This is a genomic window from Pseudomonas sp. LBUM1673, assembly GCF_059695645.1.
Genome location: NZ_CP166780.1, coordinates 1,146,730 through 1,164,476, shown reverse-complemented (window position 1 = coordinate 1,164,476; position 17,747 = coordinate 1,146,730). Strand labels below are relative to the sequence as shown.

The window sequence follows — 17,747 nt, the reverse complement described above, 5'->3', positions numbered from 1 at the left end:
AAACAAACGTATCGGTCGGCCCGCAAGGCAGAGCCGCCGAAAAAGATGGCGCATTATCCTGTGATTGGGTGCGCCTGTCACTGCGCACGCTCAAGCAGACACCTGAACCACCGAAGTTCGCGCGACCGAGGGTTGTCAGGCGCCGGTAGCGAGGTTCAAACTGCGGCCTTTGTCGCTGGCACTGCTACCTGCGTCTTTCTACTTATAAGCAAGCCTCTGCGCGTCGCGCACTTTGACCATTAATTCAGGGACCCAGACATGGAACTGGTTGTAAAAAGCGTTAGCCCGGAAACGTTGAAGACCGCCACGCTGGTGGTCGCCGTCGGCGAAGGCCGCAAGCTCGGCGCCGCTGCCAAACAACTCGACGAACTGAGTGGCGGCGCTATCAGCGCAGTACTCAAGCGCGGCGACCTGGCCGGCAAAGTCGGCCAGAGCCTGTTGCTGCACAGCCTGCCGAACCTCAAGGCCGAACGCGTGCTGCTGGTGGGCGTGGGCAAAGATGAAGAGCTGGGCGACCGCCCGTTCCGTAAAATCATCGCCGGCATCCTCAACACCCTTAAAGGCCTGGGCGGCAGCGACGCAGTGCTGGCCCTGGACGAAGTCGTGGTCAAAGGCCGCGACAGCTACGGCAAGACCCGCCTGCTGGCCGAAACCCTGGTGGACGGCGAGTACACCTTCGACCAGCTCAAGAGCCAGAAAGCCGAACCTCGCACCCTGAAGAAAGTCACCCTGGTGACCATCAAGGCGGCACAGGCTGAAATCGAACGCGCCGCGGCCCACGCCACCGCGATTGCCAACGGCATGGCGCTTACCCGCAACCTGGGTAACCTGCCGCCAAACATCTGCCACCCAACCTTCCTTGGCGAACAAGCCAAGAGCCTGGGCAAAGAATTCAAGAGCCTGAAAGTCGAAGTCCTCGATGAGAAAAAGATCAAGGACCTGGGCATGGGTTCGTTCTACGCGGTCGGCCAGGGCAGCGCCCAGCCACCACGCCTGATCGTCATGCAATACAACGGTGGCAAGAAATCCGAGAAGCCATACGCGCTGGTCGGCAAAGGCATCACCTTCGACACCGGCGGCATCAGCCTCAAGCCCGGTGCCGGCATGGATGAAATGAAGTACGACATGGGCGGCGCCGCCAGCGTGTTCGGCACCCTGCGTGCCGTGCTTGAGCTGAAACTGCCGATCAACCTCGTGTGCATCCTGGCCTGCGCCGAGAACATGCCGAGCGGCAATGCTTCGCGCCCTGGCGACATCGTCACCACCATGAGCGGCCAGACCGTGGAAATCCTCAACACCGACGCCGAAGGCCGTCTGGTGCTGTGCGATGCCCTGACCTACTCCGAGCGCTTCAAACCGCAAGCCGTGATCGACATCGCCACCCTGACCGGCGCTTGTGTTGTCGCACTGGGTTCTCACACGTCGGGCCTGCTGGGCAACAACGACGAGCTGATCGGCCAACTGCTGAGCGCCGGCCAATCCGCCGACGACCGCGCCTGGCAACTGCCGCTGTTCGATGAATATCAAGAGCAGCTGGACAGCCCGTTCGCCGACATCGCCAACATTGGCGGCCCGAAAGCCGGCGCTATCACCGCTGCCTGCTTCCTGTCGCGCTTCACCAAGAACCTGAACTGGGCGCACCTGGACATCGCCGGCACGGCCTGGACCAGCGGCGGCAAGGACAAGGGCGCCACTGGCCGTCCGGTTCCCCTGCTGACCCAATACCTGCTGGACCGCGCCAAAGCCTGAAACCGATGACTTTGAGCGGCGTCGCCTTCCGTGACGCCGCTCAAAGCTCAGGAACCGCAATGACCAAAGTCGACTTCTATATCCTGCCCAGCGCCGATCCTTCGGCACGGCTGGATTTCGCCTGCAAGCTCACCGAAAAAGCCTGGCGCATGGGCCACCGCATTTACCTGCATTGCAGCGATGCCGCCCAGCGTGACGACCTCGATGCGCGCTTGTGGGCCTTCAAGGGCGAAAGCTTCGTGCCCCACGGTCCCGCCGAAAGCGAGCCGGAGGGTCTGATTGTCCTGGGTCTTGGCGATGACTGCGGTCAGCATCAGGATCTGCTGGTCAATCTCGACCTGAAAGTCCCGGCCTTCGCCAGCCAATTCGCCCGTGTGGCGGAAGTGGTGGTGGAAGATCCGACGATTCGTATGGCTGCGCGGGAGAGTTTCCGTTTCTACCGCGAACAGGGCTATCCTCTGCAAGACCACCGTTTACAGCGACTCTGAGCATTCCGATGGACACTCCAAAACCGCAGCAAAAGTCCGCGCACCTGCTGGATGACCTCGAGTCGATCCGCCAACTGCTCGGCAATGACAACCTGCAACCGCCCTTGCTGACCGACGCGGTCATCGAAGGTGATCAGGAACAGATTCCGATGTTGTTCGACACCGTCAGCAATGCGCCACAGGTCGAACAGCCGCCCTCCGCCCCTGCCGCACAACCTTTACCTGCCGCCAGCAAAGGCCCCGACGCGCTGCTGCACCTGGACAGCGAACTGCGCGCTGCCGCGCAATTGATCATGCAAGACGTGATCGACGACTTTGCCCCGCACATCGAAACCGAAATCAAACGCCGGTTGGATGCGCGGATGGAACGGTTGCTCAGCCAATACGAGTAACACCAATCCCCTGTGGGTACGGGCTTGCTGTGGCGAGGGGGCTTGCCCCCGTTCGGCTGCGAAGCAGTCGCAATATCTGAGCATGCGGTCCGCCAGACCACCACGGTGGCAGGTTTTGGGGCCGCTTCGCGACCCAACGGGGGTAAACCCCCTCGCCACAGTCCGCACCTGCTCGCCCTACGCCCCACGCCCCGCTATACTTGCCGGCTTTTCCTGAATAAATGCCAATAGGGTCCCGCCGCGCATGGATAAGACCTACCAGCCGCACGCCATTGAAACTTCCTGGTACAACACCTGGGAGTCCGAGAATTACTTCGCCCCGCAAGGCGCGGGCGAGTCCTACACCATCATGATCCCGCCGCCGAACGTCACCGGCAGCCTGCACATGGGTCACGGCTTCAACAACGCGATCATGGACGCCCTGATCCGTTTCCGCCGCATGCAGGGTCGCAACACCCTGTGGCAGCCGGGCACCGACCACGCCGGTATCGCCACGCAAATGCTGGTGGAGCGTCAACTCGAAGCCCAAGGCCAGAATCGCCATGATCTGGGCCGCGAAAAATTCCTCGAGAAAGTCTGGGAGTGGAAGGATCAGTCCGGCGGCAACATCAGCCGTCAGATCCGCCGCCTCGGCTCGTCCGTGGACTGGAGCCGTGAGCGCTTCACCATGGATGACGGCCTCTCGGAAGCGGTTAAAGAAGCGTTCGTGCGCCTGCACGAAGACGGCCTGATCTACCGCGGCAAGCGTCTGGTCAACTGGGACACCAAGCTGCACACGGCGATTTCCGACCTCGAAGTGGAAAACCACGACGAGAAAGGTTTCCTGTGGAACCTGAAGTACCCGCTGGCCGACGGCGCCAAAACCGCTGAAGGCAACGATTACCTGATCGTCGCGACCACGCGTCCGGAAACCATGCTCGGCGACGCCGCCGTGGCCGTTAACCCCAACGATGAACGCTACAAAGCCCTGATCGGCAAATTTGTCGAGCTGCCGCTGGTTGGCCGCCGCATCCCGATCATCGCCGACGATTACTGCGATCCTGAATTCGGCACCGGTTGCGTGAAAATCACCCCGGCCCACGATTTCAACGACTACGAAGTCGGCAAGCGCCACAACCTGCCGCTGCTGAACATCTTCGACAAGAACGCCAATGTTCTGCCCGCAGCCCAGGTGTTCAACCTGGACGGCACGCTGAACACCGAAGTCGATGGCAAGCTTCCAGCCGAATACGCCGGCCTGGACCGTTTCGAAGCGCGCAAGCAGATCGTTGCTGCGTTCGAAGCCGCCGGCCTGCTGGTCAGCGTCGACGATCACGCCCTGAAAGTGCCGAAAGGCGACCGCTCCGGCACCATTATCGAGCCGTGGCTGACCGACCAGTGGTACGTCTCCACCAAGCCATTGGCCGAGCCGGCCATCGCTGCGGTTGAAGACGGCCGCATTCAGTTCGTGCCAAAACAATACGAAAACATGTACTTCTCATGGATGCGCGACATCCAGGATTGGTGCATCAGCCGTCAGCTGTGGTGGGGGCACCGGATTCCGGCCTGGTACGACGAGTCGGGCAAGGTCTATGTCGGTCGCGACGAAGCCGAAGTGCGTGCCAAGAACAACCTCGGCCCGGACGTTGCACTGCAACAGGATAACGACGTTCTGGATACCTGGTTCAGTTCGGGCCTGTGGACCTTCTCCACGCTCGGCTGGCCAGAGCAGACCGAATTCCTGAAAAAATTCCACTCCACCGACGTGCTGGTGACCGGTTTCGACATCATTTTCTTCTGGGTTGCCCGGATGATCATGCTCACCATGCACTTGGTGAAAAACGAAGACGGCACGCCACAGGTTCCGTTCAAGACCGTTTATGTGCACGGTCTGGTACGTGATGGCCAGGGCCAGAAGATGTCCAAGTCCAAGGGCAACGTCCTGGACCCGCTGGACATCATCGACGGCATCGAGCTGGAAGAGCTGGTGCAGAAGCGCACCTCCGGCATGATGCAGCCGAAACTGGCGAAGAAGATCGAGAAGCAGACCCGCGACGAGTTCGCCGACGGCATCGCCAGCTACGGCACCGACGCCCTGCGCTTCACGTTCTGCTCGCTGGCATCGACCGGTCGCGACATCAAGTTCGACATGGGCCGCGTCGAAGGCTATCGCAACTTCTGCAACAAAATCTGGAACGCCGCGCGCTACGTGCTGGACAAAGGCGAAGACTGCGGCCAGAACGGCGAAGCCTACGAGCTGTCCCTGGCGGATCGCTGGATCATCTCGCAGCTGCAACGCACCGAAGCCGAAGTGACCCGTCAGCTCGATCAGTTCCGCTTCGACCTGGCGGCACAAGCCTTGTACGAGTTCATCTGGAACCAGTATTGCGACTGGTACCTGGAACTCTCCAAGCCTGTGCTGTGGGACGAAAACGCGCCGGTCGAACGTCAGCGTGGCACCCGTCGCACGCTGGTTCGCGTGCTGGAAGTCGCGCTGCGTCTGGCGCATCCATTCATGCCGTTCATTACCGAAGAAATCTGGCAGCGCGTCGCGCCGCTGGCCGGTATCGAAGGCAAGACGATCATGCTGCAACCGTGGCCAGTGGCCGTTGAGGCACGCATCGATCAGGCCGCCGAAGACGACATCGAATGGCTCAAGGGCCTGATGCTCGGCACGCGCAACATCCGTGGCGAAATGAACATTGGTCCGGGCAAACCGCTGAACCTGTTCCTGAAAAACGTCAGCGCCGAAGATCAGCGCCGTCTCACCGAGAACGAAGCCCTGCTGAAGAAGCTGGCTCGCCTCGAATCGATCACCGTCCTGAAGGCCGGCGAAGAAGCACCACTGTCCGCCACCGCACTGGTCGGCGAGATGGAAGTGCTGGTGCCAATGGCCGGCCTGATCGACAAGGACGCTGAACTGGCACGTCTGGACAAGGAAATCCTGCGTCTGCAGGGCGAAGTTCAGCGCGTCGGCGGCAAGCTGTCCAACGCCGGTTTCGTCGACAAGGCCCCTAGCGACGTCATCGAGAAGGAACGCGCCAAACTGGCCGAGGCTGAACAAGCCCTGGGCAAGCTGGCCGAGCAGCATGCGCGGATTGCCAGTTTGTAACGGGTAAATCGCGATGAAAGAGGGAGGTCCATGTGGCCTCCCTTTTTTGTGCCTGCCCTTTTCGCTTTCTGTAGGAGTGAGGCTTGCCCGCGAAGGTCGCGACGCGGTCAAACAGACATACCGCGTTATCGTTCTTCGCGGGCAAGCCTCGCTCCTACGGGATCCCCCGCGCTGCTATTGTCTGTGGGACAATACCCGCCACTTTTAGCCATACCCGAATCGACCACGCCCATGAACGCCCCCCGCACACCAAGACCTGCGCGCAAGAAGCCTGAATCCGCTACCCCGGCCAAAGCCGTGGAACCGCGCGAGAAGGCCAGCCTGCATCCGCGCAATCGCCATCAGGGCCGTTACGACTTCCCTGCGCTGATCAAAACCACGCCGGAACTGGCCAAGTTCGTGATCATCAACCCGTATGGCAAGGAAAGCATCGACTTCGCCAGCCCGGACGCGGTGCGGGTGTTCAACCGGGCGCTGCTCAAGTCGTTCTACGGCATTGCCCATTGGGACATCCCGGCCGATTACCTGTGCCCACCGGTTCCGGGCCGTGCCGACTACGTGCACTTTTTGGCCGACCTGCTGGCCAGCGTCAACGACGGCGAAATTCCTCGCGGTGCGCCGGTCAAGGTGCTCGATATCGGCATGGGCGCCAACTGCGTCTATCCGTTGATCGGCTACAGCGACTATCGCTGGCACTTCCTCGGCTCGGAAATCGACCCGACGGCCGTGGCCGCCGCCAAAGCCATCGTGCAGTCCAACGGGCTGAACAAAGCTATCCAGCTGCGCCAGCAAAGCAATCCCAAGCACATTCTTCTGGGCCTGCTCGAACCCGGCGAGCGCTTCGACCTGACCATGTGCAACCCGCCGTTCCACGCCTCGATGGACGAGGCAACCAAGGGCAGCGAGCGTAAATGGCGCGCACTGGGCCGCGCCGACCCAAAACGCAAACTGCCGGTGCTGAACTTTGGCGGTCAATCGGCCGAACTGTGGTGTGAAGGTGGCGAAGCACGGTTTGTGACGCAACTGATCGCCGAGAGCGCGCATTTTCAACACAAAGTGCTTTGGTTCAGCACCCTGGTCTCGAAAGCCTCAAACCTGCCTGCGATCCAGACGGCGCTGAAAAAGGCCGGCGTATTGGAAAGCCAGGTCGTGGAAATGTCCCAAGGACAGAAGCAAAGCCGTTTCGTCGCTTGGACATTCCAGACCAAATCCGAACAACAGGTCTGGCGCGAACGTTGGGTTCGCAAGAGCTGAGTAACGGTTGGTCCTGAGCTGCGAAAAATCAAATGTGGGAGCGAGCCTGCTCGCGATGGCGGTGCATCAGTCGACATCATCGTTAACTGACATGCAGCTATCGCGAGCAGGCTCGCTCCCACATTGGTTTAAAGGTGTTGCAGGTCAATCGCTAAATCGCAGACACAAAAAAACCGTGCCCGGATTGCTCCGGAGCACGGTTTTTTTTAACAAGTCTTACTTGTTAACAGCGTCGGTCAGGCCTTTGGCCACAACCAGCTTGATAACTTTCTTGGCAGCGATTTCGATGGCAGCGCCAGTCGAAGGGTTGCGGCCGGTACGGGCAGGACGCTCAGTCACTTTCAGCTTGCCGATACCTGGCAGGGTGATTTCGCCGCCGTTTTCCAGCTGATCAGCAACGATTTGGCCCAGTTGGTCCAGAGCGTTACGCGCGGTGGTTTTTGGCGCGTCGATAGCTTCAGCGATGTCGGCGATCAGTTGGTCTTTAGTAAGAGCCATGTAATGTTCCTTCCCTATCAAATTCATATGGATTGCAGAGTGCAGTGTCAGCCATCGAGCCCGATCTTCTGGATCTGGCACCCTCGGCCATAACCACGACGAGTCGGGGTTATAGATACCGAAATCAGGGTTTGGTTCGACCTGACAAATGCTGAATGCACGCTTAACGCAGTGACTTCGCGTAAGACCGGGCAAAACTAGCACAGAGACGGGGAAATATCCGCCTCTAGCTACCCATTTGGTCAGCTTTATTGCTCTAAATCGGCAAAAAACTGCATAAGGGCCAGCGGACAGCTGCAAATTGCCCTTGGCACCACGCCAAAACCAGTGGTTGCGGTACACTGAGCGCTTTTTCGGGGGAGCACGCCCTCCTCTCTTCAATCAGCCGAGAAGCCCATGCCGATCCGTCATTGCATCGTCCACCTGATCGACAAAAAACCCGACGGCACACCCGCAGTTCTTCATGCCCGCGATTCCGAACTGGCCGAATCCAGCGCCATCGAGAACATGCTTGCCGACCTCAACGAGAGCTACAACGCCAAACAAGGCAAGGCCTGGGGTTTCTTCCATGCCGAGTCCGGGGCGCATCCGTTCAGCGGCTGGCTGAAGGAATACCTCGACGGTGGCAAGGATTTCACGGCCTTCAGCCGGGTGGCGGTGGAACATCTGCAAAAGCTGATGGAAGAGTCGAACCTCTCTGTGGGCGGCCACGTGCTGTTTGCGCATTACCAACAGGGCATGACCGATTACCTGGCCATCGCCCTGCTACACCACAGTGAAGGCGTGGCAGTGACCGATCAGCTGGACGTGACCCCTTCGCGACACCTGGACCTTGGCCAGTTGCACCTGGCAGCGCGGATCAACGTCTCCGAGTGGCAGAACAACAAGCAGTCCAAGCAGTACATCTCGTTCATCAAAGGCAAGAACGGCAAAAAGGTTTCGGAGTACTTCCGCGACTTCATCGGCTGCCAGGAAGGCGTCGACGGCCCCGGCGAAACCCGCACCCTGCTCAAGGCCTTCAGTGACTTCGTCGAAAGCGAAGACCTGCCGGAAGAGTCCGCGCGCGAAAAGACCAAGACCCTGGTGGATTACGCCAGCAGCCAGGCAAAAATGGGCGAGCCCATGGGCCTGGAAGAATTGTCCGAGCTGATCGACGAAGAACGCCCGAAAGCCTTCTACGATCACATCCGCAACAAGGACTACGGCCTGTCGCCTGAGATCCCTGCGGACAAACGCACCCTGAACCAGTTCCGCCGCTTCACCGGCCGCGCTGAGGGTTTGTCCATCAGCTTCGAAGCTCACCTGCTGGGCTCGAAGATCGAATACGACGAAGAGGCCGGCACGCTGATCATCAAGGGCCTGCCGACCCAACTGACCGACCAGCTCAAGCGACGCAACTGATGCTCGGCGGCGTGTTGAAGAAATGCCTGCTGATCCTGCTGGTGGTCGTTATTTACCAGAACTGGGGCAAAATCGAGCGGTTGCTTCACCCCTCACAGGTGGTGTCCGAGCAGACCCAGGCCAAGGCCAACGTCGTGCTCTACGCCACTGAATGGTGCGGCTACTGCAAGCTTACCCGACGCTTTCTCGACCAGAAGGGCATTCCGTATAAGGAGTTCGATATCGAGAAGGATTCCGAAGCGCGCAAGGCCTATGAGGCACTCGGTGGACGCGGGATTCCGATCATCGATGTGAACGGAACGTTGATACGCGGGTATGATCCGGACAAGGTTCTTGCGGCGTTGAAATAACCCACTGGCTCACACAATCCCTTGTGGCGAGGGGGCTTGCCCCCGTTCGGCTGCGCAGCAGTCGTAAACCCTATGCATGAGGTTTACCGTTGAAATGCTGGGGCCGCTTCGCGGCCCAACGGGGGCAAGCCCCCTCGCCACAGGGTGTGCCTCAGCAAGCCTCGATACGAAACCCGAACCGCGGAAAGTGCACATGCACTATGCCGGCCCGTTCATCTTCACGACGCAAAATCAATTCTTCGCTACCTGCAAACAACAACTCACCCGCCACCGGATCAACGCCGTAATCGGTCGCAGCGATCACCACCTGCTGACCAACCTCGAACCCGTTTGGCTCCTCAAACTGCTCATCCGGCAACGCAGCCGGTGTGGCATTGCGCGCGACTTCAAGCGCTTCCTCAGAAGTCATCTCGCTGAACGCGCCATGACCAAAGCCCATCACACGGCCAAACCACGCCGACACGGCCGGGTAAGCATCCACCAACGGTGACGTCACGTGCGTCGCTTTGAGGAACCACAACGGGTGGGCCAGGGCAAAGTCGGCAATCGACGGCTCGCCGAACAGGAAGTCGCCCTGTTCGCGCTGAAGCTGCTGCTCCAGCCGCGCCATGATCGTCGGCCACTGATGCCGGGCCTGCTCAGCCGACAACCGTGTGGCGCTGCCACCGCTGAACAAGCCGGCGCGATCGGCCAGGAAGGCCTTGATCGCTTCCGGCGACAACTTGCCGAAGCGCACCGCCACCGATGCTGGCTGGAACACCAGGCTGACCGCATGCTGGAACACCACCGAATCGGCCCACGCCGCGAAGGTCGCCGCGACCATTTCCTGGCCTTCCGGAAAAAACGCCGGTGAAGCTTTTTCCTGCTCCAGGCGACGAGCGATCAACGCGGTATCGCAATAGACATCGGCACCGATCTGCAAGACCGGCGTCTTGCGGTAGCCACCGGTCAGGGCCGTCAGATCGGGTTTTGGCATCATCCGGGGAATTATCACAGAACGCCAGGACAGCCCCTTGAAGCCCAGCAGCAAGCGGGCCTTTTCGGCGAAAGGGGACGTCGGGTAATGATGCAGAATCAACTCGGACATGCTCGGCTCCGCCGCTCGGATAAGGAACCCGCAGCTTATCGCGCAATCCACAAGCAGCCTACACATCTGCCTGATGGGCGCTTATCAGTCAGATTGATAAGCCCGCAACCGCGCTCGCCACCAGACATTCCTTGGCGCTTTTCTTGAGTTTTTTGATCAACCGCTCCTGTCGCAGTGCTTCGCTTTTGTCGCGGCAGACTTCGGTGTAGACCAGCGCCACAGCCGGGCTGGACAGGAAAAAACGCGCACCTTTACCACTCTGGTGGGTGGCGAAGCGGCGGACGGGATCGTCGCTGATCCCGCAGTAGAGCGAACCATTGGCCGCGCGAACGAGGTAGACGAACCAAGGCTTGCTGACGGGCAGCGACGGTTCGGCAGCAATAACAGAAGATTCGCTCGAGGTGCTCACGTGACGATCAAGGCTTGAAAGGAAACAAGCCGCGATCTTATCAGCGACTGGCCTGAAATGCCTTCAGCCCCTTCAAGGCCTGAGCACGAACGGCGTTTCTCACCGCAGGCGTCCAGCCCAACAATAGCCCTTTGAAGCCCAGCGCCTGACGCGACCAGCGCCACAGATCAAAACTGTCGTGGTGCTCGCATATCTTGCCGTCGCGAAACACGAAACGCGCCTGAATGTCGTTGACCACGATATTGCCGGTCTGGCTGAACAGGTACGTCGCCACCCAATGGGCACCGCCGGTGCGCTCATCGCTGCGCACGTTATCGAAGGTCAGGGAGAAATCCTTGGCCCGGGTGGTGAGCATGCGCCACATGTCGCCGGCATCGCGCCCGCGCAGTTCGCCGAACGCCGGATCACTGAACACCACGTCGTCGGTGTAGCAGGCGCTCATGGCCTCGGCATCCAGCCGCTGGAAGGCTTGGTAGAACCGGGTGATCAAGGCGTTGTGGGTATCACTCATGGACAGGCTCCCTCTGGATGTGCAAATAGATGTGCAAAATGACTTCGAAAGATTGCCTGCACGATAGTCAACAAATGCGCGGAACACTATCGGCATTCGCGGCCCGAATACCGACAGTGCGCAAGTTTCAAACCTTCTCGCTTTCGACCTGAACGTACAGCGCACGCCCGGCACCGAGGCCGGCGATGATCGCGCCGAGGCCGATGACGCCGAAGATCCAGCCCAGGGCGCTCCAGCCGCCGGTCCAGTCATGCACCACACCGACCGCGAACGGCCCCATGGACGCCAGGGTGTAACCGAAGCCCTGGGCCATGCTCGACAGGTTGGCCGCTACATGAGCGTCCCGCGAGCGCAGCACAATCAGGGTCAACGCCAGGCTGAACGTAGCGCCCTGCCCCAACCCCAGCAGGATCGCCCAGCCCCACAAACCGTCAATCGGTGCATAGAGACAACCGAATAAACCGCCGAGCGTCATTGCCATGACGATCACGATCGCCAGCCGCTGATCCTTGCCGCGCGTCGCCAGCCAAGGGGCTGCCAGCGAGCTGATCAACTGGACAATCACCGAGCCCGACAACACCAGTCCGGCCTGGGTGGGTGTCAGACCGCGGCCGATCAGAATCGACGGCAACCAGCCGAACACGATGTAGGCCAAAGACGATTGCAGGCCCATGTACAAGGTTACTTGCCAGGCCAGCGGATCACGCAACAGGCCTCGGACCCGATAAGCAACGTGGTGCGCGCCGTGTTTCTGGCCGACTTGCGGCAGCCAGAACATCGCCGCGACCAAGGCCGGAACCACCCAGAAGCCGAGGCCCAAGGCCCAGCTGTTGTCGAATTGCTGGCTCAACGGCACGGTCGCGCCAGCCGCCATGGCCGCCCCCAGGCACAGGGCCATGGTGTAGACGCCAGTCATCGTGCCGGCCTGTTTCGGGAAGTCACGTTTGACAATGCCGGGCAGCAGCACGCCAATCACCCCGATGCTGGCGCCGGCCAGCACGCTGCCGGCGAACAGGCCGACCTCGCCGAACGAACTGCGCAAAATGATCCCGCCGGCCAGCATCAGAAGAATCCCCAACACCACCCGCTCGGCACCAAAACGTCGGGCCAGCAGCGGTGCCAACGGAGCGAACAGACCGAGGCAAAGTACCGGCAAGGTCGTCAGCAACCCGGCCTGGGCCGCCGATAACCCCAGTGTTTTCGATATCTCGCTGAGCATCGGCGCCATGCTCGACAGTGCCGGACGCAGGTTCAGCGCCACCAGAATCAAGCCAAGCAACAGCAGCCACGGGCGCCGCAGGATCGGGTGACTTTGCTGAACCTGTTCGTCATCGGCCTCGGCGTCGATCAACAGTTCTTCGAGCTCCGCCGTGCGCTTGAACTCGGTGGTGCTGCTGTTGCTGGCCTGCTGGCGGGATATCGGGTTCTCGGTTTCAAGGTTCATTGATCAACTGCCTCGACAAGGCTTTGGCCCGTTCCGGGTCGCGTTGCTCGACGGCATCGAGCAGTTCGACATGAAGGTCGAACACCGCTTGGCGTCGAGGTGAGATGTTCAGGGTCTGGCGCAAGTGCGCGCCAACGATGCTGGAGAAGTAGCGATACAGCTCGCTGAGAGTCGGGTTGTGCGCCGCATCCACCAGTCGACGGTGAAACACCAGGTCGCAGGCAATGTAGGTGTCGAGATCGCCGTGGTAGTGACTGCCGCTGACGCCTAGCGCTTCGCGCAATGCCACCAGGTCTTCATCGGTGCGGCGTAACGCGGCCAGGCCAATGGCTTCGACTTCCAGAATGTGCCGGGTTTCCCGAGCCTGTTCCTGAGTGCAACGGGACAGCGCCTTCATGGTGTCCAGTGGATCGATCACCGCCCGCAGATAGCTGCCGTCGCCCTGGCGAATCTCGATCAACCCGGAAAACGCCAACACGCGCATGGCTTCGCGCACGGTGTTGCGGCTGATGCCCAGTTCGGTCGCCAGTTCTGGCTCTGTGGGCAAGCGCTGGCCGACCGTCCAGACGCCTTCGGTGATGCGCAGGCGCAACTGGTCCAGGGCCTGATCGACCAAAGATCGCTTAATTAACGGAGAAATGTCTGACATAGGATTCGCCCTTTCATCCAATCATAGGATGAATTTTCTGACATGTTAGTCAGCAATGCGTAGGACGACAACCGCCTACTGTCAGAGTGAGGGAATGGAGCGGGATTTTCGATTAGTCAAAATTACCCTTTAAGGGCCTGCTTGATCGCTATCCGCACTTGCTCGCGGATGCCAGAAGTACAAAAAACAAACCCGGCGCGAGGCCGGGTTTGTTTTTGCGAGTCAGCCTGGCATCAATGCAGGATCTGGCTCAGGAACAGCTTGGTGCGCTCGTTCTGCGGGTTGTCGAAGAAGTCGTTCGGCGCGGCTTGTTCGACGATTTCACCCTTGTCCATGAAGATCACGCGGTTGGCCACGGTACGGGCGAAGCCCATTTCGTGGGTTACGCAGAGCATGGTCATGCCGTCTTCGGCCAGGCCGATCATGGTGTCCAGAACCTCTTTCACCATCTCGGGGTCGAGTGCCGAAGTCGGTTCGTCGAACAGCATGATTTTCGGTTTCATGCACAGGGCACGGGCAATCGCCACACGCTGTTGCTGACCGCCAGACAGTTGCCCCGGGTATTTATGCGCCTGCTCCGGAATGCGTACGCGTTCCAGGTAATGCATGGCGATTTCTTCGGCCTTGCGCTTGGGCATCTTGCGCACCCACATCGGTGCCAGGGTGCAGTTCTGCAGGATGGTCAGGTGCGGGAACAGGTTGAAGTGCTGGAACACCATGCCGACTTCACGGCGGATCGCTTCGATCTGCTTGAGGTCGTTGGTCAGTTCCACGCCATCGACCACGATGCGGCCCTGCTGGTGTTCTTCCAGACGATTGAGGCAGCGGATGGTGGTGGATTTGCCGGAACCCGACGGGCCGCACAAAACGATACGCTCGCCTTGCTTGACGTTCAGGTTGATGTCTTTCAACACGTGGAACTGGCCGTACCACTTGTTCACGCCCTGCATCTGAATAATGCCTTCGGGGCTCACTGTCTTTTTGATTGCTTCGCTCATCAGAGAACTTCCTAAATTAGGTACTGCTTTAGCGCTTGTGGCCAGTGTCCAGCTTGCGTTCCAAATGCATGGAATAGCGGGACATACCAAAACAGAAAATCCAGAACACCAGGGCCGCGAACACATAGCCTTCAGTGGCCATGCCCAGCCATTTCGGGTCGGCGGCGGCTTGCTTGACGCTGTTGAGCAGGTCGAACAGGCCGATGATGATCACCAGGCTCGTGTCCTTGAACAGCGCAATGAAGGTATTGACGATGCCAGGGATCACCAGCTTCAGGGCTTGCGGCAGAATCACCAGGCCCATGCTGCGCCAGTAACCGAGGCCCATCGCCGCTGCCGCTTCGTACTGACCTTTGGGGATCGCTTGCAGACCGCCACGCACCACTTCAGCGATGTAGGCCGACTGGAACAGGATCACGCCGATCAGCGCCCGCAGCAGTTTGTCGAAGTTCATGCCTTCGGGCAGGAACAACGGCAACATCACCGAAGACATGAACAGCACCGTGATCAACGGCACGCCGCGCCAGAATTCGATGAAGGTCACGCAGACCACCCGGATCGCCGGCATGTTCGAACGACGGCCCAGGGCCAGAACGATACCCAGCGGCAGCGCGCCGACGATACCGACGGTAGCGATCACCAGGGTCAGCATCAGGCCGCCCCACTGGCTGGTCGCCACTTCGGTCAGACCAAACCAGCCACCGTGCAACAAGGTGTAGGAAATGATCGGATAGAGCACCAGAAAGCTCAGCCCGTAGACCGCCTTGCGCGGGAAGCGCGAGATGAACAACGGCGCCACACCAATCACTGCCAGCCATACGGTCAGGTCCACGCGCCAGCGCAGGCCTGTCGGGTAGTAGCCATACATGAACTGGCCGAAGCGCTGCTGGATGAACACCCAGCAGGCGCCCTCCTTGGTGCAATCGGCGCGGGTGGTACCGACCCAGTTGGCATCGAGAATCGCCCAGCTCACGATAGGGGGGACTATCAGGTAAATCAGATAGAACGCGAACAGCGTCAGCAGGGTGTTGATCCAGCTGGAGAACATGTGCGCCCGCATCCACGCCACGATACCGATACTACTGCTCGGTGGTGGCATGTCGGGTTTGAAAGTATGAGTCGTCATGCGCTTTTCCTTACCGCTCGATCAGCGCAATGCGCTTGTTGTACCAGTTCATCAGCAGGGAAATGCTGATACTGATCGCCAGGTACACGCTCATGGTGATGGCAATGACTTCGATCGCCTGCCCGGTCTGGTTCAGCACCGTACCGGCAAACAACGACACCATCTCCGGATAACCGATACCGGCCGCCAGCGAGGAGTTTTTCGCCAGGTTCAGGTATTGGCTGGTCAGCGGTGGAATGATCACGCGCAGGGCTTGCGGGATGATCACCTTGCGCAGCGTCGGACCGTTGCGCAATCCCAACGAGTGCGCCGCTTCGGTCTGGCCATGGCTGACCGACTTGATACCCGAACGCACGATTTCGGCGATGAACGCCGCGGTGTACACCGTCAAGGCCAGGGTCAGCGCCAGCAGTTCCGGGATCAGCACCCAGCCACCGACGAAGTTGAAACCTTGCAGCTGTGGCATTTCCCAATGCAACGGAGCGCCGAAGATCAAGGCGCACAGCGCAGGGATCACCAGGAACAGCGCCAGGCCGACCCAGAATTTGTGGAACGGTACGCCGGTCGCTTCGAAACGCTTGTTGGCCCAGCGGCACATCAACACGATCGCGACAATGGCCACGATGATGCTCACCACAAACGGCCAGAAACCATCCGCCGCCAACGCCGCGGGCATGTTCAGGCCGCGGCTGCTGACAAAGAAGGTGTCACCGAAGTTATGGCTGTTGCGCGGCCCCGGCATGGTCAGGAACACCGCGAAGTACCAGAACAGGATCTGCAGCAGCGGCGGAATGTTACGGAAGACCTCTACATACACCGTCGCCAGCTTGGCAATGATCCAGTTCTTCGACAGCCGTGCCACACCGACGATGAAACCGAGGAGCGTCGCCAGGATCACGCCGATGAAAGTCACCAGCAAGGTGTTGAGCAGGCCGATGACAAACACCCGGGCATAGCTGTCCGATTCGGTGTAGTCGATCAGGTGCTGAGCGATACCGAAGCCGGCACTGCGCTCAAGAAAGTCGAAACCCGAGGTGATGCCCCGGTGCTGGAGGTTGGTTTGCGTGTTGTCGAACAGAAACCAGCCCAGCGAGACCACCGCGACAATCGTGATGATCTGAAATACCCACGCACGCACTCGCGGATCGCTGAGGCTGAGCCTCTGCTTTGGTGCGCCGATTGAATTTTGCATGAAGTGCCCCGAAAATAATGGAACAGAACATCACCCGGTGGTTGGCCCACCGGGTGATAGAACCATCAGCGCACTGGTGGTGCGTATTGAATGCCGCCAGCGTTCCACAGAGCGTTCAGCCCGCGGTCGATTTCCAGCGCAGTGCTCTTGCCGAGGTTCTTCTCGAACACTTCGCCGTAGTTACCGACCTGCTTGACGATCTGGACAACCCAGTCTTTCTTCACTTTCAGGTCTTTGCCGTATTCACCGTCAGTGCCCAGCATACGAGCAACATCCGGGTTCTTGGTGGCTTTGGCTTCGGCTTCGACGTTCTTCGAAGTGATGCCTGCTTCTTCAGCGTTGAGCATGGCGTAGCCAGTCCAGCGCACGATAGCCAGCCACTCGTCGTCGCCATTACGCACGACTGGGCCAAGCGGTTCCTTGGAAATGGTTTCCGGCAGAACCACGTAGTCCTTCGGCGAGGCCAGCTTGCTGCGCTGGGCGAACAGCTGGGACTTGTCGGAGGTCAGTACGTCGCAACGACCGGATTCCAGCGACTTGGCGCTTTCGTCGGAGGTGTCGAACGTGATCGGGGTGTACTTCAGGCCGTTGCCGCGGAAGTAATCGGAAACGTTCAACTCAGTGGTGGTCCCTGCCTGAATACAGATGGTCGCACCGTCCAGCTCTTTGGCACTCTTGACGCCCAGCTTGTTGTTCACAAGGAAGCCGATGCCGTCGTAGTAAGTAATGAAGCCAGGAAACTTCAAGCCCATACCGGAATCACGGGAACTGGTCATGGTGGTGTTGCGCGACAAGATGTCGATTTCACCGGACTGCAGCGCAGTGAAGCGCTCTTTGGCGTTCAACTGGCTGAATTTGACCTTGGTCGCGTCGCCGAAAACGGCAGCAGCCACAGCGCGGCAGAAGTCAGCATCGATACCGACGATCTTGCCGGTAGAGTCCGGAACCGAGAAACCCGGCAAACCGTCACTCACACCACACTGTACGAAACCTTTCTTCTGCACTGCATCCAGGGTTGCACCCGCCTGAGCGAACCCACTGACACCGAGCACTGCGGCTGCAGTCACGATGGCCAGGGTGGATTTCAACATCTTCATTCAAACCTCCA

The 17,747-nt window shown here is 59.8% G+C and carries 17 protein-coding genes; 7 read left to right on the top strand and 10 right to left on the bottom strand.

Features of this window, described 5'->3' with window-relative positions:
* Positions 1 to 258 precede the first annotated feature (258 nt).
* The 5 genes from ACA044_RS05145 (at position 259) to rlmF (ending at position 6,974) form a co-directional block, all read left to right on the top strand.
* The gene (locus ACA044_RS05145; protein ID WP_497445433.1) at positions 259 to 1,749 is read left to right on the top strand and encodes a leucyl aminopeptidase; all 1,491 of its coding nucleotides are present in this window, start codon (positions 259 to 261) and stop codon (positions 1,747 to 1,749) included.
* A gap of 59 nt (positions 1,750 to 1,808) precedes the next feature.
* Complete coding sequence (locus ACA044_RS05140) at positions 1,809 to 2,237, top strand: DNA polymerase III subunit chi (protein WP_497445432.1); 429 nt, start codon at positions 1,809 to 1,811, stop codon at positions 2,235 to 2,237.
* An 8-nt stretch (positions 2,238 to 2,245) separates the two neighbouring features.
* Positions 2,246 to 2,629: a DNA polymerase III subunit chi gene (locus ACA044_RS05135; RefSeq protein WP_497445431.1), complete on the top strand. Its 384-nt coding sequence runs from the start codon at positions 2,246 to 2,248 to the stop codon at positions 2,627 to 2,629.
* 244 nt (positions 2,630 to 2,873) lie between these two features.
* Positions 2,874 to 5,720 carry a valine--tRNA ligase gene (locus tag ACA044_RS05130; RefSeq protein WP_497445430.1) on the top strand — a complete coding sequence of 949 codons (2,847 nt, stop codon included), beginning with the start codon at positions 2,874 to 2,876 and terminating at the stop codon, positions 5,718 to 5,720.
* A 231-nt stretch (positions 5,721 to 5,951) separates the two neighbouring features.
* Positions 5,952 to 6,974, top strand: a complete 1,023-nt coding sequence (gene rlmF, locus ACA044_RS05125; RefSeq protein WP_497445429.1) for a 23S rRNA (adenine(1618)-N(6))-methyltransferase RlmF — start codon at positions 5,952 to 5,954, stop codon at positions 6,972 to 6,974.
* Between the two features lie 216 nt (positions 6,975 to 7,190).
* On the opposite strand, the gene ACA044_RS05120 is transcribed toward rlmF, so the two are convergent.
* Positions 7,191 to 7,472: an HU family DNA-binding protein gene (locus ACA044_RS05120; protein WP_007905514.1), complete on the bottom strand. Its 282-nt coding sequence runs from the start codon at positions 7,470 to 7,472 to the stop codon at positions 7,191 to 7,193.
* Between the two features lie 396 nt (positions 7,473 to 7,868).
* Between ACA044_RS05120 and yejK the strand changes: the two genes are divergently transcribed.
* Together yejK and ACA044_RS05110 are read left to right on the top strand one after the other, a co-directional pair.
* Positions 7,869 to 8,873 (top strand): nucleoid-associated protein YejK, encoded by a 1,005-nt coding sequence (yejK, locus tag ACA044_RS05115; protein ID WP_008026670.1) that lies wholly within the window; start codon positions 7,869 to 7,871, stop codon positions 8,871 to 8,873.
* On the top strand, positions 8,873 to 9,223 hold the full coding sequence (locus ACA044_RS05110; protein WP_497445428.1) for a glutaredoxin family protein: 351 nt from the start codon (positions 8,873 to 8,875) through the stop codon (positions 9,221 to 9,223). Before yejK ends, ACA044_RS05110 begins: the two co-directional genes overlap by 1 nt.
* A gap of 151 nt (positions 9,224 to 9,374) precedes the next feature.
* Here the strand turns inward: ACA044_RS05110 and ACA044_RS05105 are convergent, their stop codons facing one another.
* From ACA044_RS05105 to ACA044_RS05065, 9 genes are all read right to left on the bottom strand, one after another.
* Positions 9,375 to 10,310 (bottom strand): glutathione S-transferase family protein, encoded by a 936-nt coding sequence (locus ACA044_RS05105; RefSeq protein WP_497445427.1) that lies wholly within the window; start codon positions 10,308 to 10,310, stop codon positions 9,375 to 9,377.
* An 88-nt stretch (positions 10,311 to 10,398) separates the two neighbouring features.
* Complete coding sequence (locus ACA044_RS05100) at positions 10,399 to 10,719, bottom strand: GIY-YIG nuclease family protein (protein ID WP_497445426.1); 321 nt, start codon at positions 10,717 to 10,719, stop codon at positions 10,399 to 10,401.
* 40 nt (positions 10,720 to 10,759) lie between these two features.
* Positions 10,760 to 11,230: a nuclear transport factor 2 family protein gene (locus ACA044_RS05095; protein ID WP_497445425.1), complete on the bottom strand. Its 471-nt coding sequence runs from the start codon at positions 11,228 to 11,230 to the stop codon at positions 10,760 to 10,762.
* A 127-nt stretch (positions 11,231 to 11,357) separates the two neighbouring features.
* A complete protein-coding gene (locus tag ACA044_RS05090; RefSeq protein ID WP_497445424.1) occupies positions 11,358 to 12,674 on the bottom strand; it encodes a CynX/NimT family MFS transporter in 1,317 nt (438 codons plus the stop codon).
* The gene (locus tag ACA044_RS05085) at positions 12,664 to 13,323 is read right to left on the bottom strand and encodes a FadR/GntR family transcriptional regulator (RefSeq protein WP_497445423.1); all 660 of its coding nucleotides are present in this window, start codon (positions 13,321 to 13,323) and stop codon (positions 12,664 to 12,666) included. The genes ACA044_RS05090 and ACA044_RS05085 overlap by 11 nt, the downstream gene beginning before the upstream one ends.
* Positions 13,324 to 13,556: 233 nt before the next feature.
* Positions 13,557 to 14,321: an amino acid ABC transporter ATP-binding protein gene (locus ACA044_RS05080; protein WP_123719451.1), complete on the bottom strand. Its 765-nt coding sequence runs from the start codon at positions 14,319 to 14,321 to the stop codon at positions 13,557 to 13,559.
* 28 nt (positions 14,322 to 14,349) lie between these two features.
* Positions 14,350 to 15,447, bottom strand: coding sequence for an amino acid ABC transporter permease (locus ACA044_RS05075; protein WP_497445422.1), 1,098 nt, complete (start codon positions 15,445 to 15,447; stop codon positions 14,350 to 14,352).
* A 10-nt stretch (positions 15,448 to 15,457) separates the two neighbouring features.
* Positions 15,458 to 16,639 (bottom strand): amino acid ABC transporter permease, encoded by a 1,182-nt coding sequence (locus ACA044_RS05070; protein ID WP_497445421.1) that lies wholly within the window; start codon positions 16,637 to 16,639, stop codon positions 15,458 to 15,460.
* A 65-nt stretch (positions 16,640 to 16,704) separates the two neighbouring features.
* The gene (locus ACA044_RS05065) at positions 16,705 to 17,736 is read right to left on the bottom strand and encodes an amino acid ABC transporter substrate-binding protein (RefSeq protein ID WP_497445420.1); all 1,032 of its coding nucleotides are present in this window, start codon (positions 17,734 to 17,736) and stop codon (positions 16,705 to 16,707) included.
* Positions 17,737 to 17,747 lie beyond the last annotated feature (11 nt).